Source organism: Fulvivirga ligni, from assembly GCF_021389935.1.
Lineage (GTDB): Bacteria > Bacteroidota > Bacteroidia > Cytophagales > Cyclobacteriaceae > Fulvivirga > Fulvivirga ligni.
Map to the genome: position 1 here is coordinate 1,595,616 of NZ_CP089979.1, position 24,272 is coordinate 1,619,887.

Consider the following 24,272-nt stretch of genomic DNA (forward strand, 5'->3'; position numbering starts at 1 on the left):
GAAATAACGCTAAAAATGGACGAAAATAAATCAAAGAAACCTGTTTACACCCTACCTACAAACCAAGAGAAATATGAACTTCTAAAGCAGAAGGAAAAAGAAGCTTTAGTGGGAGGTGGAGAAGCAAGAGTACAAGCTCAGCATGATAAGGGTAAATTAACGGCAAGAGAAAGGATCGATCTATTAATGGATGAAGGTTCTTTTGAGGAAATAGGCCAATTTGTAATGCACAGATGCAAAGATTTTGGTCTTGACAAGCAATATTACCCCGGTGATGGAGTAATTACTGGCTATGGTACTGTAAATGGTCGATTGGTTTATGTGTTTTCACAGGACTTTACTGTTTTTGGAGGATCCTTGTCTGAAACTCATGCAGAGAAGATTGTGAAAATAATGGATTTAGCCATGCAAAATGGTGCTCCTTTAATAGGGCTGAACGATTCTGGTGGTGCTCGTATTCAGGAAGGGGTAGTGTCATTAGGTGGCTATGCTGATATATTTTACAGAAACACCCTGGCCTCAGGTGTGATTCCTCAAATTTCGGCGATTATGGGCCCATGTGCAGGTGGTGCAGTTTATTCGCCAGCCATAACAGATTTCATCTTCATGGTGGAAAATACCTCATATATGTTCGTTACGGGGCCAAATGTAGTGAAAACTGTAACACAGGAAACAGTTACTGCCGAAGAACTAGGTGGAGCAAGTGCCCATAGTACAAAAAGTGGTGTAACACATTTCGCTAGTGCGAATGAAGCTGTATGTATAAATGAGATTAAACAGCTGTTGAGTTATGTGCCGCAGAATTGTGAGGAAGATGCTCCTGTTTATCCTTATGATTTAAAAGATGATGAAAGTGTACCCGCCCTAGATAATATAATCCCTGATAACCCTAATCAGCCATATGATATGCGTGAGATTATTAACCAATTGGTTGATGCGGATAGTTTTATGGAGGTGCATAAGAACTTCGCTGAAAATATTGTAGTTGGTATGGCCAGAATAGGAGGAAGAAGTATTGGTATTGTTGGCAACCAACCTGCATCGTTGGCGGGGGTTCTGGATATTGATGCCAGTACCAAAGGAGCTAGATTTGTTCGTTTCTGCGACTGTTTTAATATCCCTTTGCTTGTTTTGGAAGATGTTCCGGGCTTTTTACCAGGTACGGATCAGGAATGGAATGGCATAATTACCAATGGTGCTAAGTTACTATACGCCTTTAGCGAAGCCACAGTGCCTAGAATCACTGTAATTACAAGAAAGGCTTATGGAGGAGCTTATGATGTAATGAACTCTAAACACATAGGTGCTGATATGAATTATGCCTGGCCAATGGCTGAGATTGCTGTAATGGGAGCCAAAGGTGCGGCTGAAATCATATTTAAAAGAGAGATTGCCGCAGCCGACGATAAAGAGGCTAAGTTGCAGGAGAAGATAGATGAGTATACAGAGAAATTCGCCAATCCATATAGAGCTGCACACAGGGGCTATATAGATGAGGTTATTTTACCATCTAATACTCGAACTAAGCTAATTAAGGCTTTTAAGATGCTAGAAAATAAGGTAGCTACTTTGCCAAAGAAAAAGCATGGTAATATTCCGTTGTAAGATGTTGGTTACGAAGGATGTAATTTTATTTTAAAATTGAAGTGAAAGAATGGATAAGAAAAGTAAATCTTTTTTAGAGAAATATTTAAATAATGCCTCTCCTACCGGATTTGAGTCTTCCGGACAGGAGATATGGTTAGATTATGTAAAGCCTTATATAGATGAATACTTTACAGATACCTATGGAACTGTAGTAGGAGTCATTAACCCAAGTGCTGATTATAAGGTAGTTATAGAAGCGCATGCGGATGAAATATCCTGGTTTGTGAACTACATCAATGATGATGGCTATATTTATGTTCAACGTAATGGAGGTTCTGATCATCAGATAGCACCTTCAAAAAGAGTCAATATACATACTGATAATGGTATAGTAAAAGGTGTATTTGGTTGGCCTGCCATACATGTTCGCAGTAAAGAAAATGAGGAAAAACCTACATTAAAGAATATTATCGTGGATGTAGGCTGTGAGAGTAAAGAAGAGGTAGAAAAGCTGGGAATACACGTAGGTAGTGTAATGACATTCGATGACGAACTTCTTGAGTTAAACAAAAATTATTGGGCAGGGCGGGCTCTGGATAATCGAATGGGAGGCTTTATGATTGCCGAAGTAGCAAGAAGGCTTAAGGAGAATGGTAAGCAATTACCTTTCGGATTGTACATCGTAAATGCAGTGCAGGAGGAAGTGGGCTTAAGAGGCGCTCAAATGATTGCGCAACGCATAAAGCCGGATTTGGCCATTGTTACAGATGTGTGTCATGAAACTACTTCACCACTTTATGATAGAATACAAAGTGGCCTGCAAAAGGCTGGTAAGGGTCCTGTGTTAACCTATGGTCCTGCAGTGCATAATAATGTTCTGAAATTAATTATTGAGGCTGCTGAAAAGGCCAAAATTCCTTTTCAAAGAGCGGCTGCAAGCAGGGCTACAGGCACTGATACTGATGCCTTTGCGTACTCTAATGAGGGAGTAGCTTCAGCACTTATATCACTTCCTCTAAAATATATGCATACTACGGTAGAAACTGTGCATAAAGATGATGTGGAGAATGTAATCAAACTCATATATGAATTCCTGCTAAAAGTGAAGAACGGTCAGGATTTTCGTTATATCAAATAAGAAACCTTACTTCCCAATTTAGGAGAAATTTTCCTGAATTGGGAAGGTTTTAATTTAACCCTCCTTTAAAAACCCTCTTTACAAGCAGATAGATCACTTTTGATAGTTGGCACTGGCTTTGGATGTAAGAAAACTGTCCAACTAGTATAATTATGAAAATATTAAAATCTGCAACAGTACTGACAGTTTTTCTACTGTCGGGGTTCTTTGGAACAGCACAGGCACAGGGAAGGCCAATTCATGAAATTCACTCGATGATGATTTATAACTTCATCAAGTATATTCAGTGGCCAAGCTCAGATCAGTCTCAGAATTTTGTGATTGCCGTAATTGGTGATGATGAAGTGTACAATACCTTGAACACTTGGTATGGAGGAAAATTACGCGGGAATAAGAAGTTTGTAGTGAAGAAATTCGGTAGTCCATCTGAAATTTCTGAATGCCACATCTTATATGTAGCGAAGGGAAGTAGCAAAGATTTTGACACTATCAAAGGTCAGTTAGCAAACAAATCTACATTGATCATAACAGACAAGCCAGGATTAGGTGAGAAGGGTAGTGGAATCAACTTTAGAACGGTGAATAATAAATTGGCCTTTGAATTAAATCAAAAGGTAATTGAAGAATCACGTTTGAAAGTTTCGGGTCAGCTGTCTAGTATGGCCATATTAATATAACAAGACATTATTTTTTTAGCTTTTGGTATCAATTAGTATAATGCTCAAGAATATCATTGTATTAGTGCTATGTAAACATTGCAAAAGGAACTTTGCAGGTGTGAAAAATACGATTGATATAACTAGGTGGACTATTTGAGTTCATTAGACTAAATATGGTAAAGGCCCTGCCTTTACCATATTGATACCTTCAATTTTTTATTGTCCACCAAGTGATCAAGATTTATTGATCGGATTTTTTAAACTTTTATTTTTTCAGCCGTAACTTTAAAAATGCATGATTACGGCACTATGAAATTAACAGATCAAATGGGTTATGAGGTTATCATACCTCATAACCCTAAGATCGTCTCTCTCGTCCCCTCAATTACAGAACTCCTCTTTGATTTACAGTTAGAATCCACCATACTCGGAGTTACTAAATTTTGCATACATCCTTCAAGTAAAGTTTCTGATCTGCCCAAGATAGGAGGTACTAAAAATTTCCATTTTGATAAAATAGATTCCCTAAAGCCAGATCTTATTATTGGTAATAGAGAGGAGAATTATAAAGATGGTATTCTAGAGCTGAAAAAGCATTATCCCGTATGGATGAGTGATATCAATACCCTTGATGAAGCTCTTGAAATGATTTGTCAAATAGGCCTTTTTACTGATAGAGAGGTTTTGGCTAATGAATTGATCTCCCAAATTAAATCCGAGGAAGCATTACTAGCAAAGAGGGCACCTAAAAGGGTCCTTTATCTCATTTGGAGAAAACCGTATATGTTAGCAGGTAAGAATACCTTTATTGACCATATGCTGGAGAAGATAGGCTTTATTAATGCAGTGGAAGGTGTTGACAGATACCCTGCGCTCACTTTAGAGGAAATGATAGCACTATCTCCGGAGCATATCTTTCTATCATCTGAGCCATTTCCTTTTCAGAAGAAGCACATTGAGGAGTTTGAATCAATCGTGCCCAGAGCTAACATCCATCTGGTCGATGGTGAAATGTTCTCCTGGTATGGATCACGATTGACTCAAGCTTTTCCTTATTTCCAGTCTTTAGTTTTTTGATAAAACAAAGCCCGCTTTTTCCATATCATTCCAGAAACCAGGGTATGACTTGTTCACCACTGAGGGGTCTTTAATCTCCACGCCGGTTTGGGTAGCTAAAGGAGCAAATGCCATGGCCATACGGTGATCATGATAAGTGTCAAATGATAAACCATTTTGAGAATCAATTCCGGTAGATGGAATGATCTTCCATGAGTTGCCTTCTTCCAGGAGCTTAGCATTGAATTTTGATAGCTCATTTTGTAAAGCAGCAATTCTATCCGTTTCTTTAATTCTTAAGCTCTCCAGGCCTACCATATTGCAGGTAATGCCTTTAATAGCACAAATAACTGATACAGTTTGAGCCAGGTCAGGGCAATGAGTGAAATCAAAGCTTACTTCCTTTTGATGATCACATTTCTCCAAGATGGCACCGACCTCACTAAATGTAGTTTTAACGCCTAATTCTTTCATGAAATCAGCCATTTTTCTGTCACCTTGAATAGAGTCATCTTTTAAGTTTTTCAACATGACATTAGCCTCATTGCTAAGCGCTACAAAGCTATACCAGTAGCTCGCCGCAGACCAGTCCGGCTCTACTTCATAGGCGCATGGGCTATAATTTTGTTTGGCAATCGTGATACTAGATCCTTCCCAGCTAGCAGCTACACCAAACGCCTTCATTACTGCTAAGGTCATATCTATATAAGGGCGACTACCAATATGACCAGTTAGCTTTATCTTTAAGCCATTGGGCAATGTGGGAGCTATCATAAGCAATGCAGATATATACTGACTGCTGATGTCGCCGGGAACTTCAAGTTCATCAGTAAGTTGATGAACGATCTTTTTTATCTTAATTGGAGGATATCCTTCATTGTTTAAATAGGTAATATCAGCTCCTAGTTTTTGTAATGCTTCAACTAATATTTTGATAGGCCTTTCTTGCATTCTAGCCGTACCTGTAAGGATTTTTTCATCTTCTTTTACACTGGCAAAGGCTGTTAGGAATCTCATGGTGGTGCCCGCATCTAAAACGTCCCATGTGTCATCCTTTAGGTCTAATAACCTTAGCATAGTTTGAGTGTCTCGCGCTTCCGAAATATTTCCTATTTCAGAATTTTCTGAGCATAAAGCATTGATGATCAGGGCACGGTTAGCAATACTTTTTGATGCAGGTAGAACAATGGTGGTGTTCTCAATCACATCATGCTTTTCTATATAAATTTTTTTTGAATCCACGGTAAGAACTTTTAACAACAATTTTTATAAAATAACGTTTTTAATTTGGCATTATTTGTGATAAATAACTTTAAAACATGTCTATAATCAAATGAAACAGAGAAGAAACTTGGCTTTAGCCTTAGGCGTATCAGTAGGAGCATTAATTGCTGTAGCTTCCGCAGGAAGAGGTAGAAATACAAATACCCGCACAGACAACAGAACAGCGCAACGTAAGCAAATCGATATTCCAGATGAAATAGAGGCATATTATATCTAAAGGCTATTGTAGTAATTAATAGCTTCTGATACTTCCTCAGATGTAATCTCTATGTCCCAATTGGCTTCTCCTATATTTTTAAGTAGTGAAGCCATAATTTTGTTTTTCTGATTTTTCTTATCCTGAATTAAGTAGGAAAGAATTCCATCTAAATCATTGGGTTTAATTTCTGTTTTATCAAAAACTGAAAGAATATATGCTTCCAGAGCTTTACATTCTTCATTTGATATAAACCCTTTTTTAACACTTAAGTAGCCTTCGCATATCATACCTGCCGCGATGGCCTCACCATGTAAAATAGCTCTATCTTCATTAAGTAGATAGCTTTCTATCGCATGACCAATGGTATGACCGAAGTTTAATACTTTACGCAGACCCCCTTCGTAAGGATCATTATTAACGATATCTGATTTTATCTTTACTGAATGAGGCACCACCTCTGACCAATTCAGCTTAGGAAATGTCATCTCATTTAACTTCACCCAACCAGAATGATCTGCTATTAGGTGATGTTTAATAACTTCTGCAAAGCCGGAACGTAGCTCATTTGAAGGTAAAGTCTTTAAAAATGTCTGATCTATAATTACGGCATTTGGGTCTCTGAAAAGGCCAATGTGATTTTTGTATCCATTAAAATCTATGCCCAATTTACCCCCAACGCTGGCATCTACTTGAGATAGTAATGTTGTTGGGATATTTATAAAGTCAATCCCTCGTTTATAGGTGCTGGCACAGAACCCACCCATGTCTCCAATAACTCCACCACCCAGGTTGATTAGCACTGATTTTCTGTCAAAGGCGTAATGGGTCAGCTCTTGCCAGATGAAACCGCAGGTGTCTAGTGTTTTATTTATTTCACCACTTTTGATCTCTATAACTATATGCTCAGAGAGATGATTTGTGATCAGCGGATAGCAATCTTTTCTGGTGTTTTCATCCACCAAAACAGCTATTTTATTATAACCGCCCTGGTTTAAAATCTCACTTACTTTTACGCCTGCCTCTGATGTATAAATTATGTCACTAGTCACGATTAGAAAAAAGAATAGGTTGAAAAATTGAAGGTGCTATTAGCAAAGTCTAGTGTAGCTTCCCAGCCATTTTATTTTGATGTTAGGGTCATTCATGATTTGGCTGATGTTCTCATCATCCTTATGGCCTTCAAACTCTACTAAAAACCAATATTTAAAGCCCTTTCCTTCTTTTGCAGGATAGCTTTCTATTTTGGTAAGATTAATGCCATTTTTATGAAAACCCTGAAGGAAGCCAGCCAGACTACCTGGTTCATTATCATTCGAAAGTTTTACTAAAATGGTAGTTTTATCATTGCCACTTGAAACATTATTGAAGTTTCTGCTGATGATAAGAAAGCGAGTGTAATTGTCCGGGCTATCTTCTATGTTTTGAAATAAGATAGGTAGATGATACATCTTTCCTGCTATGTGAGAGCATATGGCTGCACTGTTTTCTTCTCTGGAGGCTAGTTTAGATGCCTTAGAAGTAGAATCAACCGGTATAAGCTCAACACTTTTATCGAAGTACTCATCTATGAATTTGCCACATTGTTTAAAGGCAATATCCTTAGAGTAGATTTTTTTAATATGCTTGGTGCTATCGCAATTGGAAGCAAATGAAAAGTGTATAGGCATAGGTATTTCGGCCACTATGTTGATGTCATAATCACATAGCACCTTAATGGTGTCATTCACCATACCCTCCTGATTGTTTTCAATAGGGATTATACCAAATCTTACTCTTTCTGTAGCAACGGCGTCAAAGACAGACTTAATGGTTTTCAAAGGAGTATAGTCTCCCATGGCACCAAATCTTGCCTCAGCCGCCTGATGAGTGAAGCTGCCCTCAGGGCCTAAATACGCCACCTTTTCAGGTAATTCCAGATTACGACTAACCGCAAATATTTCTAGAAATATAGCTTCTATCGCATTTTTATCAAGTTTACCTGTGCTGGCCGCGCTGAGCCTTTCTATGATGGCTTTTTCTCTTTCAGGCCTATAAACACTAGCATTAGTACTCTGCTTAATGTTCCCGATTGTTTTGACCAGTTCCATTCGCTCGTTTAATAAACTTAAGAGCTCATGATCGATTGAATCAATCTTTTTTCGGAGGTCGTCTATGTTTAATACTTCATTCATTACGGAATAAAGATATTTAAAAAATAAAACAACCAAGAGCAAAAGGTTAATTTATATCTTTGCGGAATTATTTCATGGACTATGCAGATTGAATCTAATATATCATTTGATGATACCTCGATAGCTTTTGAAGCCAAATCAAATAAGGCGCTGAATAAGGCTAATTTTATTTTTTCAGTAGTTAATAATCCGTTTATATCTAAGTTGTCAACTAGTGCTGTGAAAGTGGCCTTGGCTCTTCATATGCCTGTAAAGGGAATTATTAAGAATACAGTATTTGAGCATTTTTGTGGGGGTGAGACTATTAAAGATAGTGAGAAAACCATCAATGAGCTTTTTGAATATAACGTTGGGACTATTCTTGACTATTCGGTAGAGGGTGAGGGTAATACTGAAAATTATGAAAAAACTAAGGATGAGGTAATCAAAACTATCCTTACGGCCCATGAGTCTGATGCTATTCCTTTCAGCGTTTTTAAGGTCACTGGTATTGGTTCTACTAAAGTTTTGCAGAAAAAGCAGGAAGGAAAGGATCTTTCGGAGCAGGAAAAGCAAGATTGGGATAGACTGCATTCCAGAGTACATCAGATCTGTGAAGTGGCTTATGAGAAGAAGGTGAGAATTCTTATAGATGCTGAAGAGTCGTGGATTCAGGATAGTATTGATGAATTGGCTTATGAAATGATGAAGAAATTCAATCAAAAGCAGCCAATCGTTTACAATACATACCAAATGTACCGATCAGATATGCTGGGCAACCTTAAAAATGCTTTTCATTATGCTGCTATGGATAACTATTTCTTAGGGGCTAAGTTGGTACGTGGTGCCTACATGGAGAAGGAGAGGGAGAGAGCTGAAGAGATGAATTATGAAAGTCCTATTCATATTAACAAGGAAGCTACAGATGCTGACTTTGATAAGGCACTTTCGTTTTGTATAGATAATAAGCAGCGCATAAGTATTGTATGCGGATCTCACAACGAATATAGTAATCACTATTTAACCTTGCTTATGGGTAAGCATAGCATGGTGAATAATGATTCGAGAGTGTTTTTTGCTCAGCTTTATGGAATGAGTGATAACATATCATTCAATCTGGCTAAGGCTGGTTATAATGTGGCTAAATACGTGCCTTACGGCCCGGTGAAGTCAGTAATGCCTTATCTGTTTAGAAGGGCCAATGAAAATACTTCAGTAGCAGGCCAGAGTAGCCGTGAATTAACGCTGATCAGAAAGGAAATTAAGAGAAGGAGTAAAAAGTAATAATGGATATTATTTATCCATTATTACAAACTCTACTCTTCTGTTTTTTACACGTCCGGATTCAGTGTCATTAGAGGCTATTGGGTTAGCTTCTCCGAAACCTAAGGAAGATATTCTTTTCTTCTTAATACCCTTGTTTACAATGTATTCCATTACGGATCTAGCTCTGTCTTCAGATAGTTTCTGATTATAGTTTGCAGAACCTAAAGAGCAGGTGTGCCCATCGAGCTGAATGACCACTGATGGATTGTCTTCCATGAATTTGAATACCTTATCTAACTGAGGAATAGATTCAGATCTTAAAGTGGCTTTATCAAAGTCAAAATAAATATTGTCCAAAGGTATTCTCTCACCCACTTCAATTGGAGTCATGTGAATAACATATTCCAATTTCTCATCTTCGAAAACAGTAGAAAGGTCTATCTGATGGGTTTCTACTGAAAGGTAATTTTCAGCTTGCCCTGAAATTTCATAGGTGTGACCTTTTGGTATAATAAAATCAAAAATACCTGTATTGTCAGTAGATGGATGCCATTCCGCCAGATCCATTTCTTTGTTATACACTACCAACTCTGATGTGGGAATAGGTTCCAATGTATTCTTATCTACAACTTTTACTTTTAGCTCTACGGTTGGTTCCGGTAACTCATAAGCAGGAAGCTCCAGGCGGTATATGTCTGCATCCACGCCGTTTCCACGAGTGTAATACGCATACTTACTATCATAGGCTAAGTGAAAGAAGATCTCATCGTCAGTGGAGTTGATGTAGGGGCCCAGGTTTTCCGGAGTACTCCAATTAGTCCAGGTATCATCTAGTCTTCTTGAGATGTAAACATCACTTCCTCCAAAACCTAAATGACCGCTAGATGAGAAATACAAGGTCTTACCATCAGCAGCAAGAAATGGTGAAGATTCTTCTTCAGGCGTATTAATGCTAGGTCCCAGATTTTTTGGAGTTGACCATCTGCCGTTCTCTTGTCTAAAGCTCACATAAAGGTCTCTCATACCTTCGCTATCTCTTCTCTGTACAGACATGATAATGATCTGCTGGTTGATTCCTAAATAGTAGTTAGCAAAACGAGAGAAGTTCTCTTCATTTTCTATAAATACCGGTTCCACCTTAGATAGTCCTTCAGGGGTTTGTGTGGCTATAGAAAGCCCTTCAGTCATTTTGTTTTTCCTGTAGCGATTGCCAAGTAACAATACATATCCATCTCCTTTTGGAGTAACACTACAGATGAAATTCGGCCCTTTATTATTTAAGCCTTCGCCAATGTTCTTGGCTTTAGTCCATTCTCCATTATCATCCTTAGTAGATATCCATATATCCTCCAGATCATCTTCACCACCAATGTTTTGTGGATCCTGAACTCTGCTGAAGAACATAGTTTTTCCATCTGGGGTAAGAAGAGGTTTTAGATCTTTATAGGGGCTGTTAATGCTGTCGCTTAACCTCTCAGCCTGAACCGATTCGTATATACCGTCTGCGATTTTGATATCTATTTTGATAGGATCTTTTGAATCTGAAATGGCTATAGCATCTATTCCGTTGTATCCAGGCACATCTTTTCCATGAAGAATAACTTTTACCGCTGTTACCTTATACGGTGTAGGGTCAGTGAAAATGTTGATTATTCTACTTTTTAAAGGAATAGGTCTTGGCGTAAACTCATTGATGAAGTGCTCACCGCCATTTTCATCATAAGCAAACACTCTCCAGATAGCAGTTGGGTTAATTGACTCAGCAATAGCTATTTGTTGAATGGAGATCGGTTCCGCAAAACCTACTTTAATAAAATCTTCCTGATCAGGTTTTTTAGGTGTCCAGGCCCTACTTGATCCCTCACTTCCGGGGTATATATCCGGTTCACCAAGAATCTGACTTGCCTTGTAGGATTCACCGGCCAGCTGTGCCAGGTGCATGGGTGTTTTCCTTTCAGAAGAAAATTCAATCACTTTTGAAGCCCATAGCACTTTTTGAGCATTTACCTGTGTGTTGAATAGAAAGAATGTAATTATTAATAATAAAAAATTTCTAAGCATGGTTAGTATCTTGATTTGGCAGGCGCCAGGTCAGCAAAATGAAGGGAAAGGTGAACTTCGTAGGTTCCGATGCCTCTGTCATTATATCTTAAAGACGAGGTGTTCAAGTCATAGCTGAAGGCCACTTTGAAAAGCTGAGATTCAAATTCTGTTAATACAATGAATGAATCATCAACTCTGTACCATCCGCCAAGTCTGGCAATTACATATTTAGACTGGCCTGCAGATACAGAGCTAAGCTTGTAGCTGAGGTAAGTGCCTAAGTTATGTTGCCACTCTTTGTCTTGCTGTGAGCTGAAAACATTTGCTGAGATTGTTGCCTTCTGTGATAAGTTGAAAACAATACCTCCATGATACTTATATAATAAAGGCAGTTGACTATCTGACCCATCATACATGGATTCATCAGGATGGTTCATATGAGCCACTGAAAAGCCAGAATTGATGCTCTTGATTAGCTTATTGCCATCTTGAATAGGGTTATAAAACCAGAAAATTCCAGAGTTTAAATCAAGGAAAGTCCTGTTTTCCAAATTTCCAACTTCGGAGGCTGGGATGGAAGAGTCAAAACCTACAAACGGGTTATATTGCTCACCCCATTGTAGACCCTCAGAATCAATCCTCTTATTGATAAAACCTGCCTGCAAGCCAAAGCTAATTTGGTGGACTAGCTTTCTATCTAATGGTAGATTGTATGCGAAGGCAGCATTAGCTCCGGTGGTTTTGAAATTTTTATTTTCCCCGGCTACATCGTTATATACAGATACACCAAAGCCACCGATATGTCCGTATGGCTTTGTGTGCTGTGATTCATAGTAAGGTACTATTAATGATACCTGACTAGTGGTGTATGGGAATAATAAACTTCTCCACTGAGATCGGTAAGATACACCCACCGTCATGTTTTCCTCCACCCCGGCAAGTGCGGGGTTAAGGTAAAGTGAAGAATTATAGAACTGCGAAAAAACTGCATCTTGTGCGAATAGGCTAGTTTGGGTAGCTGCCGCAATAATTACTAATAAGAAAACAGTTTTGATTTTTTTACCTAGCACTACTTTATTTTGCGAGTGTAATTGTACCTGTTTTTTCAAAAGTCTGTCCATTTTCAAATTCTCCCCTCACCACATAGGTAAATACGTTGTTCTCTTTGCTTTCACCGTCAGATGATCCGTTCCATCCCTGGTTTTGAGCCTCATTAAGATTTTTTGTGCTATATACTAATGAGCCCCATCTGTTATAGATCTCAAAGTTGAAATTGTCATCTAAAATATTCTGACCGTATACTTTTACTACGTTGTTTTCTGGATTCGAAGAAGTAGGACTGAATACGTTAGGCACGTAAATGTTGTTTTTAACTGAAATTGCAATCTTTACATTACTTTCAGCGCTACATACATCGTCAGTACTAAATACTTCGAGACCAATGAAAAACTCACCTTTCTCAGAGAATGTGTGGGTAGCCACTTTTTGGCTGCTCACAGATCCATCACCAAAATTCCAGGCATAACTAGCTTGAGACTGGTCAATAGGAGTGAACGTATATTCTATGCCAGGAGAGTACTCACCGTTTTCAGGTGTTGGAGTAATCTCAAAAGAGGCGATTGGATTATAAATTTTAATTGTTTTCTCAACCTTCTTAGAAGCGGTACAGCTATTAGAGGCGGCGAAAGCAATAGTTACTTCAGCATCGGATAGTGAAGGATTGTAAGTAGCACTTAGTCCATTATCCACAAGATCACCTGATCCTGAAACCAATGACCAACCTTCAGGCGAGATAGCAGCTCCCGTTGATCCAGCAGTTAGGGTAATTAAACCATCACTGAAACATGCCATATCTGGAGTGTTAATTGAAAGGTCTAATGTTTCTCCTTCATTTACAGCAACAGCTTTGTTAATGTTAGAAGAACAGTTTTTGTCTTCTATTGAAATAAAGTTATATGTGCCGGCGGCAAGAGCTAATACTTTGTCAGCGCCATCATTAGAAGTAACTGTAACATCGGTAGTTCCATCATTATATATTAAAGTAAATGGAGCCTCACCAGTAAATTCTATAGTTACAGAAGCAGTTTCACCTTCACAAACTGAAATATCACTTGGAAGAGTAGCTATGCTAGGTTTGGTGTAAATACCTACGCTTGCCGTTCCGCTTACAGATCCAGAATTATCATTAGCATCTTTTACCGCTGTAAGAACGTACTGACCTGCTTCAGTAACAGGAAGCTGATAAGGAGATGTGTTAATCACTAGTGCGGTTTGCGCTACATTATCTTTTGTATATTCAACTGTCCAAGGTGCATCACCTGTAAGTTCAATGGTTAAGTTGTCAGAAGCTCCAGGGCAAAGATCAAGATCTCCTGCGATTTCTGCAGTTGGAGCTGTAAATACGCATTGCTCATCTAAAGCAATTGAAATATGACCGTCATCACCTAAACTTCCTTGCTCCCATCTTAGCACACTATAACCACCAAATTCACTAATGTTTTTATTGTTAGCGCCAGTGCCATATTGGAAATATGGTTGAGGAGGGCTAACTAAAGTAATGATGTAGCTTGGGGTTGTTACAGAATAAAGCTCGAAAGCATTGTAATCAATTTCATAATACTTCCATAGATCTGTTAGATCCGTACCCTGCCCCAGCTGAATATTTGGAGTATTATACGATGTTGCATTCATTCTTACATCCATAAACCACTGAGAACCAACAGGAAATTGTGTATTTCCGTTAGTTAGAAGTGTTAAGGTTCCTTTAAGATGAATTTCTGTATCTGTGATGATGAAATAAGCATCCTCGTTAAATTCAAACGTAGTTGTTAGGCTAGCATTGAACAATCCTTTAAGAGAAAGGCTGTAGTTGTTTGAGCCTGAAAATGAGCTTGCATAATATAAAACATCATTTTCTCCCAGGTCATCACACTCGGGGCGCACTACTGTTTGTGCATGGCTTATCCCTAAAGAACTAAGGAAAAGCGAAAGGATTAAGAAAGAGTATATGTGGTAAAAATTCTTTTTCATAGTGGCTGAGAGGCTTTACCCTCCTTTAAAGTCCAACATTACAATTTGTAAGTGCACAATGGCACTAATTTCTTACATACAAAAATAATAGAAATTTAGGTCCCATGCGAACATAATAGCATGAATATTTACATCTAAACTTTCAATAGTTAAATTAAATATTGAATTTTTAAATAAATGAAGGCCTTTGGTATCCTCTCCTTTTTGCTACTTTAATTTCAAACTTTCATCTATCTTTGCGGTTTCAGTGTTGAAATTGAATTTAAAGAATTATGCAGTTAAGCGAACAAGAGCTCGTAAGAAGAGAAGCTAAGGAAGAATTAGAAAAGTTAGGGATCAATCCTTACCCTTCAGAATTATTTGAAGTTAATGTGTCAACTAAGGAGATTAAGGATAACTACGAGAAACAAAAGTTAGATTATAAGAATATTTCGCTTGCTGGAAGATTAATGAGTAAAAGGGTAATGGGCTCAGCTTCGTTCGCTGAGATTCAGGACTCTAAAGGAAAGCTTCAGATATATGTAAGAAGGGATGATATCTGTCCTGGAGACGATAAAACATTATATAATACGGTATTCAAAAAACTTCTGGATAGAGGTGATTTTATAGGAGTTAAAGGATACGTGTTTACAACTCAGACCGGTGAGCTTTCTGTTCACGTTACAGAACTAACGGTTCTTTCTAAATCTTTAAAACCGCTACCAGCAGTAAAGGAAACAAAGGATGAAGAAGGAAACATCGTAAAGCATGATGCTTTCTCATCTCCTGAATTAAGATACCGCCAGAGATATGTGGATTTAGTGGTTAACTCTCATGTAAAAGATGCTTTCATTAAAAGAACGCAGCTGGTAAATAGCATGAGAAATTATCTGAATGACAAAGGTTATTTAGAAGTAGAAACGCCTATTCTTCAGCCATTATACGGAGGTGCGGCTGCCAGACCATTTAAAACGCATCATAATACCTTAGATATGACATTGTATTTAAGGATTGCCAATGAGCTTTACCTAAAAAGGCTTATTGTAGGTGGTTTTGATGGCGTGTATGAGTTCTCTAAAGATTTTAGAAATGAGGGAATGTCTCGTTTCCATAATCCTGAATTTACACAAGTTGAGCTTTATGTGGCCTACAAAGATTACTATTGGATGATGGATCTGGTAGAAGAAATGATAGAAAAAGTGGCGCTTGATCTTCATGGAACTACCAAAGTGCAAGTAGGTGAAAATGTTATTGACTTCCAGAGACCATGGAAGAGATTTACCATGTTTGAAGCTATTGAACATTTTACAGGTATTGATATCTCTGAAATGAATGAGGAGGAGCTGATAAAAACAGCAAAAGAGCTTAATGTACCTATCGATGAAACAATGGGCAAAGGTAAGCTTATAGATGAAATCTTTGGTGAGAAGTGCGAAGGACAGCTTATACAGCCAACCTTCATCACTGATTACCCGGTAGAGATGTCTCCTTTGGCTAAGAAACACCGTGAAAAAGAGGGATTAGTAGAAAGATTTGAAGCCATTGCCAACGGAAAAGAAATCTGTAATGCATTCTCAGAGCTTAACGATCCTATCGATCAGAGAGAAAGATTTGAAGAGCAGCTGGAGTTAGGTAAAAGAGGCGATGACGAGGCTATGACTTTAGACGAAGATTTCCTTCGTGCTTTAGAATATGGTATGCCTCCAACAGCTGGTCTGGGAGTAGGAATTGATAGATTGTCAATGATCATGACCAATTCTAACTCTATCCAGGATGTGCTTTTCTTCCCTCAAATGAAGCCAGAGAAGAAAGTGGCTTATGCTACAGTAGAAGACTATGCGAAAATAGGAATTAGAGAAGATCTAGTGCCAATTATTCAAAAGCTTGGCTTGCTTACAGTGAAGCAGGTGAAGGAAGCAAATGCCAATAAGTTATTTAATGATGTATGTGGTACACGTAAGAAGATGAAACTTAATGACGTGAAAAACCCAACATTAGAAGAAGTTACAGCATGGATTGAAGGGTAATCCTTCTTGGCAAAACTTATAAACCAAAAGGCTATCTCAATGAGGTAGCCTTTTTTGATTTTATAGAAAACTGAACATTAGTTGTCGTAGAAACTTCTTGTTCTGTTCAGTTTAAGGTCTTGAAGTAGAGCTGATTTTACTCTTATGGTGAAGTTGTAGTTAGTGTAAACTCCAAATGGAGTCCAGTTTAAGTTCATCTCCCAGCAGTGTAGGTCTCTTGAAATTCCAAAAGTAGTGGCAGAGACTGCTTTTTTCACAAAGTCATAACCAGTATTAAAGGTTATTTTCCATTTTTCAGATAGTGAAAAGTCACCAGACATACGGAGCGTCTGAGTGATGTTGGCTTCCTTAAAACCTACTTTTGAATAGTTAAAACTATAGTTAAGCCTTAAACTCCAGGGGATAGTAAAATCTACATAAGAGTCCGGGTTGTTCAGCAAATAATCCTTGTCTGTTTGGTTGAGGTCTGAATTGTTAATTCTGTCTCGCGTTTCTTCATCGCTCTTCTGGCCTTTGGGGTTTAAATTGGTGCTCAGGGCAATGTTAGCATTACTCAGCTGCCCTAATCCCTGGCCGTTATTCCAGGCATATTGATCTATTCTGGTTTGCGTGATAACCTGCTCACCTCTAGAGTTTTCAGAGATATTATCAATTCTATATAAATACGGGTTTACCGTACCTGATAGGTTAACGTTAACTTTCTTTTTGAAAACTGAGGTGTTAGCTCTGAATGTAATATTCGAAAGTTTAAAAGAGTCTGCTACGAAGTTATATGAGGTGTTAAATCCAAAGCTATTGAGTATGGGAATCTTCTCGGCCTTGTTGGTCGAGTCTGCCTTGGCTTCGTTTTTCATTTCCAGGGAGTTGTTTAAGCCAAAACTGATGGACCCACTTTCGCCATAGGAGGGTGCTGAATAAACATATCCCTGATATCTAGATTTTAACTGTACATCTCCTTCTTCGGTAGTAAGCTGTTGCCAATAATCGTATTTAGGATCCCCAAAATCTGGCCGATAGGAAAGTGACATGGTTGGGTTCATTACGTGCCTTATCTTTATCTTACCTTGTTTCAAATTAAAGAAACCATACAGTCGGGTACTAAAGCTGGTGCTGAAGCTGTACTCATATACTCTGTTGAATCCTGGAATAGTGTCTGCGATTTGAGCTGTTGTGCCGTCATCATCCAGCTCCCATTGTAGTTTGTCGAAATACCAGTTTTCGGAATAGTTGAATGATGGTGAAGCAGTGAAGTACTTTAAAAGTTTAAAAGAAGTACTTAAAGGAATCTTATGCTGAAGCCCTTTTCTTGAATTTTCGAAGAACAAACCCAGATTATCAAAGGTAAATGGAGCAATACTATCCTGTGCAGGATTAGAGCCAATTCGGCCTAAATTGTTAGTGATGTTGTTGGTTCCGGTTAGCGAGTATCTTACGTTAAGTTTTTCCACCCAGCTGTCTGAAGCTCCATTTTTACTTTTAAATGGATAAACATTGGTCATGTTAAATGACAAAGAGGGTAAAAGTAAATCCACCTCTCTGGTAGAAACGTCTTGGTTGTGTCTCATACTCAAACCCAGAGAGAAGGGAGTGCCCTGAAAAGTTTTTGAGTAAGATACGTTGGAGCTTAGCTTTCTGGTAAAGTTGTTGATTCCGTTCTGGCCATCATCAGTGCTAAATCCTAAATAGTTATTTGAGTTGTATGACGAAGTTGCAGCGTTTACTGAAGCAGAAAAACGGCTATTGCCTTTAGACTGAGGTGTATGGCTAATGGATAGTCGGTAGTCATTTCGAGTATCTTGATCTTCTATATTGGATGAAAGTCTGAGTTTAGTGTAATCGAAGTTGATATTACCATTATAGGCATATCTCTTTTTGTATACAGTGTTTAAATGAACTCCATGTCCTCCTTTAGAATAAACATCGCCTCTAAGGGCGACTTTCACATAATCACTTATATCGAAAAAGTACCCGCCACCTCTGAGGTAGAAACCACGTACTCTTTCTTCACCATAAGAAGGGATGATAATACCTGAAGAAGCTTCATTTTTAGCCGGGAACATCCCGAATATAAAACCCAAGGGTGTTGGTACGTCATTTATTTCCAGATTAAATGGCCCGGCAACTATCTTGTCATCAGGAATGGCTTTAGTTTTTCTGGCTCTGATTCGGTAATGCGGGTGGGCCAGGTCACATGTAGTATAAGTGTTGTCAATACTAAAAAGCTCATTCTCAGAGTTTTTAAATACAGTTTTTCCGTGTAGATATCCTTCGCCCTGCTGGGTGACTACTTCAGTGATTTTCGCGTTACCAGTTTTAAAGTTATAAATAATGTCTTTGGTCTCGTAAGTTTCGGCACCATTTTGAAAGATAGGATAGCCAACTTTTCTACCTAACGAGTCAAGCTTACCGTGTGCAGTTAGCGTTTGTTTGTTGTAATCAATTTCAATTTCATCGGCCTCTAGTTTGATGTTTCCATAATCAATTTTCGCATCACCATAAAGCTTTACTATTTTTGTGCTGATGGAAAAATTGATAGAATCTCTGGCAGAATAATTGATTGTGGTCTGGATATCACCTTTTGGAGTCTCATTTTTTAAAGAATCCGCAACCAATACTGTACTATCGCTGTTAACGGTAGTGTCAGCATTTATTGATTTTTTACCCAAAGTCTCCGTAGGTGCATTTAAATTTTTTTCAGGAGTTTGAGCATGACATATAGAAATGAATAAACCAAAAAAGACTAAAAGTAGTGTGTACTTGGCAGAAGACAAGAATTCCAATTTGCGTAGCGTATTTTTCGGTTTTAGAGAAAAAATTACAATTTTGTGCAAAGTTATTGGAATAACTTTTAAGAAGCGAAAGATTGTGAAGAATATTGCCATAGTTTTTCTTCTGTTAGCAATAACCTTGCTAACTTCATCTACACCGATAAGAAGAACAGATTTTAAAGTAAGAACAGTAGTTATTGATGCCGGACATGGTGGTCATGATCCAGGTACTCATGGTAGTAGCACTAAGGAAAAAGACCTGGTTTTAGCCGTGGCTTTGAAGGTTGGTGGCTACATAGAAGAGTATTTGCCAGATGTAAAGGTGATCTACACCAGAGATGATGATACTTTTGTGCCACTAAAAGGAAGAGCAGAAATAGCTAATAAAAATAAAGCTGATGTTTTCATTTCTATTCACGCTAACTCATTGCCAGATAACGTAAGCGCTGATCGAAAAAGCAGAATCAGAGGCACTGAAACTTATGTAATGGGAGCTCAAAATACTGGTCGAAACCTGGAGGTAGCCAAAAGGGAAAACTCGGTAATTATGCTTGAGGAGGATTACGAAAAAACATACGGCTTCGATCCTAAGTCACCAGAGTCATACATTCTTTTTTCTCTTACGCAGTCTGCTTTTCAAGAAAAAAGTATTTACTTGGCAACACAAATTGAAAATCAATTTAAACAGAGAGCGGGTAGAAACAGTTTAGGAGTAAAACAGTCAAGTTTATATGTGTTGTGGAGTACGGCTATGCCGAGTGTATTGGTAGAAATCGGATACTTGTCTAACACCACTGAAGAAAAACAACTGAATGATGCTTCCGTTCAAGGAAATATAGCCTCTGGAATTTTTAGAGCTTTCAGAGATTATAAAAATGAAATTGAATCTTTAAACAAATAATAAGTGAAGATATCCAAAGAGTTAAAGGTTGGCGTATTTATGATGTTCTCTATCGCCATTCTTTATTTAGGTTTTAATTACCTTAAAGGAGTTGATTTTTTCTCGTCTAATTCTAAATACTACGCTGTTTATGATAATGTGGATGGATTAACACCCTCTAACCCCATTTTCATTAATGGTTTTGTGGTAGGTCGTGTAAGCAGTATAAAGCTGCTTCAGAATTATAATGATCAGGTACTGGTAGAGATGGATATTGATGGAGATATTACTTTAGGAGACTCTGCTATTGCTAAGCTGAATAGTGATTTTCTGGGTAATAAATCTATTTTGTTGAGCACAGGAAATGTAGACAAGCCATTAATGCCTGGAGATACATTAATTGCTATACTTGATAAAGGTATTGCTGACATTCTTGCAGAAAGTGCTCAGCCCGTAGCCAATAATCTGGAAGCTACCATAAAAAAAATAAACTCTATTTTAGATAACTTGAATGGAAACAGTCAGAAAATAAATAGAATGATGGACGGTTTTGAAAGAACTCCGGTTGTTTTAAATGCTACTATAGTAGAAGTAAAACAAAGGCTAGGCTCTATCAATGAAACATTTGATGAGGTAGGAAGTCAGCTGAACTCTACGCTGGCGCAAGCAGAGCCTATGCTATCTAATCTGACACAATTTAGTGATTCATTAAAAAGGCTCGAGCTGAATGAGACGGTAAGAAAGGCAAACGAAGCCGTAGGCAACCTCAATGAAGCTGTAAAGCAATTCACTCAGAATGATGGCACCCTAGGTAAGCTTATTAATGAAGACTCGCTTTATAATAATCTTAATAATACGGTTCGAAGTCTGGATGCGCTCATCATCCACTTGGATACACAACCAAAAGACTTCCTATCTCCTTTTGGTAGGAAAAAGTCAAAAATTGAAAAAAATAGAAGAGAGGCTGCTGAAGATTAGCAGCCTTTTCTATTCCTGTCTTTCTACACACAATCCCGATGGTTTTCTGATAGTTTTTGCGTTATTTTATACAAACGCTAACTATTATAATTAATGATGTACACTAAGTGCATTCAGCTTCCTCATAGGCTGTTTTTTAGCATTGGTGTGTCAGTTTATTTATCCTTATGAATATAGAATTTAATAAAAACGAAGATCATTTAAAGCAGCTTATCTACCAGCTCGAGAAGAAGGAAGAGAAGACTAAGCTGGGTGGAGGTGAGAAGAAGATTGCCAAGCAGCATGAGAAGGGAAAACTTACGGCCAGGGAGAGAATCAGCTACCTGGTAGATGAAGGGAGTGAGCCTTTAGAAATAGGTTTGCTGGCAGGAAATGATATGTACGCGGAGGTAGGTGGCTGCCCTTCAGGGGGTGTGGTCACGGTAATAGGTATGGTACAAGGCAGAACCTGTGTGATAGTGGCTAACGATGCCACTGTAAAAGCTGGTGCCTGGTTTCCTATTACTGCTAAGAAAAATATGCGAGCCCAGGAAGTGGCCATGGAAAACAGACTTCCTATCATTTATTTGGTAGACAGTGCAGGAGTGTTTCTTCCTATGCAAAACGAGATATTTCCAGACAAGGAACACTTCGGTCGTCAGTTTAGAAATAATGCGAAAATGTCTGCTATGGGCATAGTGCAGATAGCGGCCATAATGGGTAGCTGTGTAGCTGGTGGAGCTTATTTGCCTATCATGTCAGATGAGGCTATGATAGTAGATAAAACCGGATCAATATTCTTGGCAGGCTCATATCTGGTAAAGGCAGCTATAGGCGAAAGTATTGATAATGAAGCACTTGGAGGTGCTACCACTCATTGCGAAATCTCTGGCGTTACTGATAATAAATTTGATAATGATGAAGCTTGCCTGGATTATATCAAATCAATTTTTGATAAAATTGGAGACGATGAAAAGGCTGGTTTTAGCAGAGTAGAAGCGGTGGAGCCAGAAAAGCCTGAAGATATACTGGGTACGGTGCCGAAAGACAGAACTACTCCTTATGATGTGAAGGATGTGATAAAACATCTGGTTGACGGTGGTGAATATGATGAGTATAAGGGTTTGTATGGTAAAACCATTGTTTGTGCTTATGCCAGAATTGATGGCTGGGCAGTAGGCATTGTGGCTAACCAGAGAAAGGTGGTAAAAAGTAAGCAAGGTGAGATGCAGATGGGGGGTGTAATCTATTCTGATTCAGCCGATAAAGCGGCACGATTTATTATGAACTGTAATCAGCGAAAGATACCTTTGGTATTTCTGCAAGACGTTAGTGGTTTCATGGTAGGCAGTAAAGCAGAGCATGGTGGCATTATTAAAGACGGAGCTAAAATGGTAAATGCCATGGCTAACTCTACAGTGCCTAAGTTCACCATAGTAATGGGTAACTCATATGGAGCAGGTAACTACGCCATGTGTGGCAAAGCCTATGATCCTCGTCTTATTTATGCCTGGCCTACATCCCAGATAGCGGTGATGAGTGGCGCCTCGGCAGCGAAGACGCTATTGCAGATCAAAGTAGCTACATTGAAAGCTCAGGGTAAAGAAATTACTCCTGAAGAAGAAGAAACGTTACTGAAAGAAATTACAGATAAATATAATGAGGAGCTAAGCCCGTACTATGCGGCTTCCAGATTGTGGGTAGATGGTATCATCGATCCTAGAGAGACCAGAAGGGTTATATCTACTGGTATTGACGCAGCCAATCATGCTCCTGTAGAAAAGTTTAATGTTGGCGTAATACAAACATAAGTTACTGAATGAAACAAGAAGAGATAAAGGCCTTAGTATCACTTTTAGATGATGAAGATGCTGAAATTATAGCACATGTGGAACAAAAGATTATCTCACTGGGGGGGAGCATGATTCCTATGCTTGAAAATGAGTGGGAAAGCAATCTTAATCCTTCTGTGCAATCTCGCATTGAAGACCTTATTCACACTTTACAATATGATTTACTTCAGGAAAGGCTGCAAAAATGGTTTGCTCAGGATGATGGAGACTTGCTTGAAGGCATGTGGCTAGTAGCTACTTACCAATATCCCGATCTGGAGTTAACTAAGTTGAGGCAGGATTTTGAACAGATCTATTATGATGCCTGGTTGGAATTCAAGTCCGATGTGCATCCATATGATCAGGTGAAGTTGTTGAATAGTGTATTGTTTAATAAGCTCAAATTCGGAGCTAATACTAAGAACTTTCATTCGCCCAGTAATTCTATGATAAACATTGTGCTGGAATCAAGAAAAGGAAATCCTATATCTCTTTGTGTACTTTACATGCTGGTAGCCAGGAAATTAAAAATGCCGGTGTATGGTGTTAACCTGCCAAATCTTTTCATTTTAACTTATAAAAGTGAGATAGATGGGGTGGACCAGTTTTATATCAATGCTTTCAATAGAGGCCTGATCTTTTCCAAAGATGATATTGATAACTACATCCACGAACTAAGGATAAATCCACAAGACTCTTTTTATGAGCCTTGTGATAATCGTGAAATCGTATTGAGATCTTTAAGAAATTTGGTAGTGAGCTTTGATAAAATCGGGGATCACGCTAAATCTGAAGAGATCAAAACTCTGCTTGAGAGCTTGGGTGATCACGGTCATTTGGGAATATAAATTATCCCCTTTTTACCATACAGCCAATAGGTCTACCACCTTTGGTGGCAGCTTTACCTGAAAGTAAATTATCGATATTTGCTTTCAGGTATTGATCTTTTACATCAGTAGCTACTTGAGGATTATTGTCAATCGCTCCTTGGTAGAAAACAGAGAAATATCCACCATTATTCTTAAGTAAGAATACTTCAGGGCTCTTTGAAGCATGAAATGCATTCATCACACTTTGATCTTTATCAGCCAAATAGGGTACTTTTAGTCCCCAGGTAGAAATCTTGTTCGCCATTTCTGTGGCTGATTCTTTATCTTCTACATGAGAGTTGATCAATATAAATGATAGGCCTTTAGACTCGTATTCAGCTATAAGCTGAGTAATTCTGCCTTCATAGTAAACAGAGTAAGGGCATACATTGCTAGTGAAAATTACCACCACACCCTTGCTGCTTTTATAATCTGTTAATGAAGTATTGCTACCATCAGTAACATTCTTTAACGTAAAGTTGCTCACCTCCTGGCTGAAAGCTTGAAATGAACATAATGCCAATATTAGAACAATTAACTTTTTCATG

19 protein-coding genes are annotated in these 24,272 nt (G+C 38.3%); 11 read left to right on the forward strand and 8 right to left on the reverse strand.

Going from position 1 to position 24,272, the window contains the following annotated elements; translation table 11 throughout:
• The first annotated feature begins 15 nt into the window (after positions 1–15).
• The 4 genes from LVD16_RS07160 to LVD16_RS07175 all read left to right on the forward strand — a co-directional run bounded on the left by LVD16_RS07160 (position 16) and on the right by LVD16_RS07175 (position 4,461).
• Positions 16–1,605, forward strand: a complete 1,590-nt coding sequence (locus tag LVD16_RS07160; protein ID WP_233773238.1) for an acyl-CoA carboxylase subunit beta — start codon at positions 16–18, stop codon at positions 1,603–1,605.
• Positions 1,606–1,654: 49 nt separating this feature from the next.
• Positions 1,655–2,725 (forward strand): M42 family metallopeptidase, encoded by a 1,071-nt coding sequence (locus LVD16_RS07165; protein ID WP_233773239.1) that lies wholly within the window; start codon positions 1,655–1,657, stop codon positions 2,723–2,725.
• Positions 2,726–2,877: 152 nt separating this feature from the next.
• Positions 2,878–3,402, forward strand: coding sequence for a YfiR family protein (locus tag LVD16_RS07170; RefSeq protein WP_233773240.1), 525 nt, complete (start codon positions 2,878–2,880; stop codon positions 3,400–3,402).
• 291 nt (positions 3,403–3,693) lie between these two features.
• On the forward strand, positions 3,694–4,461 hold the full coding sequence (locus LVD16_RS07175) for an ABC transporter substrate-binding protein (protein WP_233773241.1): 768 nt from the start codon (positions 3,694–3,696) through the stop codon (positions 4,459–4,461).
• Here LVD16_RS07175 and LVD16_RS07180 read toward each other — a convergent pair.
• A complete protein-coding gene (locus LVD16_RS07180) occupies positions 4,450–5,682 on the reverse strand; it encodes a 3-phosphoshikimate 1-carboxyvinyltransferase (RefSeq protein ID WP_233773242.1) in 1,233 nt (410 codons plus the stop codon). The genes LVD16_RS07175 and LVD16_RS07180 overlap by 12 nt on opposite strands.
• A 91-nt stretch (positions 5,683–5,773) precedes the next feature.
• Here LVD16_RS07180 and LVD16_RS07185 point away from each other — a divergent pair, with 91 nt between their 5' ends.
• Positions 5,774–5,941 carry a hypothetical protein gene (locus LVD16_RS07185; RefSeq protein WP_233773243.1) on the forward strand — a complete coding sequence of 56 codons (168 nt, stop codon included), beginning with the start codon at positions 5,774–5,776 and terminating at the stop codon, positions 5,939–5,941.
• Here LVD16_RS07185 and aroB read toward each other — a convergent pair.
• On the reverse strand, positions 5,938–6,972 hold the full coding sequence (gene aroB / locus LVD16_RS07190; protein ID WP_233773244.1) for a 3-dehydroquinate synthase: 1,035 nt from the start codon (positions 6,970–6,972) through the stop codon (positions 5,938–5,940). The genes LVD16_RS07185 and aroB overlap by 4 nt on opposite strands.
• Before the next feature lie 39 nt (positions 6,973–7,011).
• Positions 7,012–8,094, reverse strand: a complete 1,083-nt coding sequence (gene pheA, locus LVD16_RS07195) for a prephenate dehydratase (protein ID WP_233773245.1) — start codon at positions 8,092–8,094, stop codon at positions 7,012–7,014.
• 81 nt (positions 8,095–8,175) lie between these two features.
• On the opposite strand from pheA, the gene LVD16_RS07200 reads away from it, so the two are divergent.
• Complete coding sequence (locus LVD16_RS07200) at positions 8,176–9,357, forward strand: proline dehydrogenase family protein (RefSeq protein ID WP_233773246.1); 1,182 nt, start codon at positions 8,176–8,178, stop codon at positions 9,355–9,357.
• 9 nt (positions 9,358–9,366) lie between these two features.
• Here LVD16_RS07200 and LVD16_RS07205 read toward each other — a convergent pair whose 3' ends face one another.
• From LVD16_RS07205 to LVD16_RS07215, 3 genes are read right to left on the reverse strand one after another with little or no spacing between them, the layout of a single operon-like run.
• Entirely contained in the window at positions 9,367–11,400 is a 2,034-nt protein-coding gene (locus LVD16_RS07205) for an OmpA family protein (protein WP_233773247.1), read from the reverse strand.
• Positions 11,401–11,402: 2 nt separating this feature from the next.
• Complete coding sequence (locus LVD16_RS07210) at positions 11,403–12,491, reverse strand: PorP/SprF family type IX secretion system membrane protein (RefSeq protein WP_233773248.1); 1,089 nt, start codon at positions 12,489–12,491, stop codon at positions 11,403–11,405.
• Positions 12,457–14,412: an SP85-like N-terminal domain-containing protein gene (locus LVD16_RS07215; RefSeq protein ID WP_233773249.1), complete on the reverse strand. Its 1,956-nt coding sequence runs from the start codon at positions 14,410–14,412 to the stop codon at positions 12,457–12,459. The genes LVD16_RS07210 and LVD16_RS07215 overlap by 35 nt, the downstream gene beginning before the upstream one ends.
• Before the next feature lie 272 nt (positions 14,413–14,684).
• Between LVD16_RS07215 and lysS the strand changes: the two genes are divergently transcribed.
• Positions 14,685–16,418, forward strand: coding sequence for a lysine--tRNA ligase (gene lysS / locus LVD16_RS07220; protein WP_233773250.1), 1,734 nt, complete (start codon positions 14,685–14,687; stop codon positions 16,416–16,418).
• Between the two features lie 77 nt (positions 16,419–16,495).
• Here the strand turns inward: lysS and LVD16_RS07225 are convergent, their stop codons facing one another.
• Complete coding sequence (locus LVD16_RS07225; protein ID WP_233773251.1) at positions 16,496–19,189, reverse strand: putative LPS assembly protein LptD; 2,694 nt, start codon at positions 19,187–19,189, stop codon at positions 16,496–16,498.
• Between the two features lie 52 nt (positions 19,190–19,241).
• Here LVD16_RS07225 and LVD16_RS07230 point away from each other — a divergent pair, with 52 nt between their 5' ends.
• From LVD16_RS07230 to LVD16_RS07245, 4 genes are all read left to right on the forward strand, one after another.
• The gene (locus LVD16_RS07230) at positions 19,242–20,087 is read left to right on the forward strand and encodes an N-acetylmuramoyl-L-alanine amidase family protein (protein WP_233773252.1); all 846 of its coding nucleotides are present in this window, start codon (positions 19,242–19,244) and stop codon (positions 20,085–20,087) included.
• Positions 20,088–20,090: 3 nt separating this feature from the next.
• Complete coding sequence (locus LVD16_RS07235; protein WP_233773253.1) at positions 20,091–21,044, forward strand: MlaD family protein; 954 nt, start codon at positions 20,091–20,093, stop codon at positions 21,042–21,044.
• A gap of 167 nt (positions 21,045–21,211) precedes the next feature.
• A complete protein-coding gene (locus LVD16_RS07240; protein ID WP_233773254.1) occupies positions 21,212–22,834 on the forward strand; it encodes an acyl-CoA carboxylase subunit beta in 1,623 nt (540 codons plus the stop codon).
• Positions 22,835–22,842: 8 nt separating this feature from the next.
• Entirely contained in the window at positions 22,843–23,703 is an 861-nt protein-coding gene (locus LVD16_RS07245) for a transglutaminase-like domain-containing protein (RefSeq protein WP_233773255.1), read from the forward strand.
• 1 nt (position 23,704) lies between these two features.
• Here LVD16_RS07245 and LVD16_RS07250 read toward each other — a convergent pair whose 3' ends face one another.
• Positions 23,705–24,271, reverse strand: a complete 567-nt coding sequence (locus tag LVD16_RS07250) for a redoxin domain-containing protein (RefSeq protein WP_233773256.1) — start codon at positions 24,269–24,271, stop codon at positions 23,705–23,707.
• Position 24,272 lies beyond the last annotated feature (1 nt).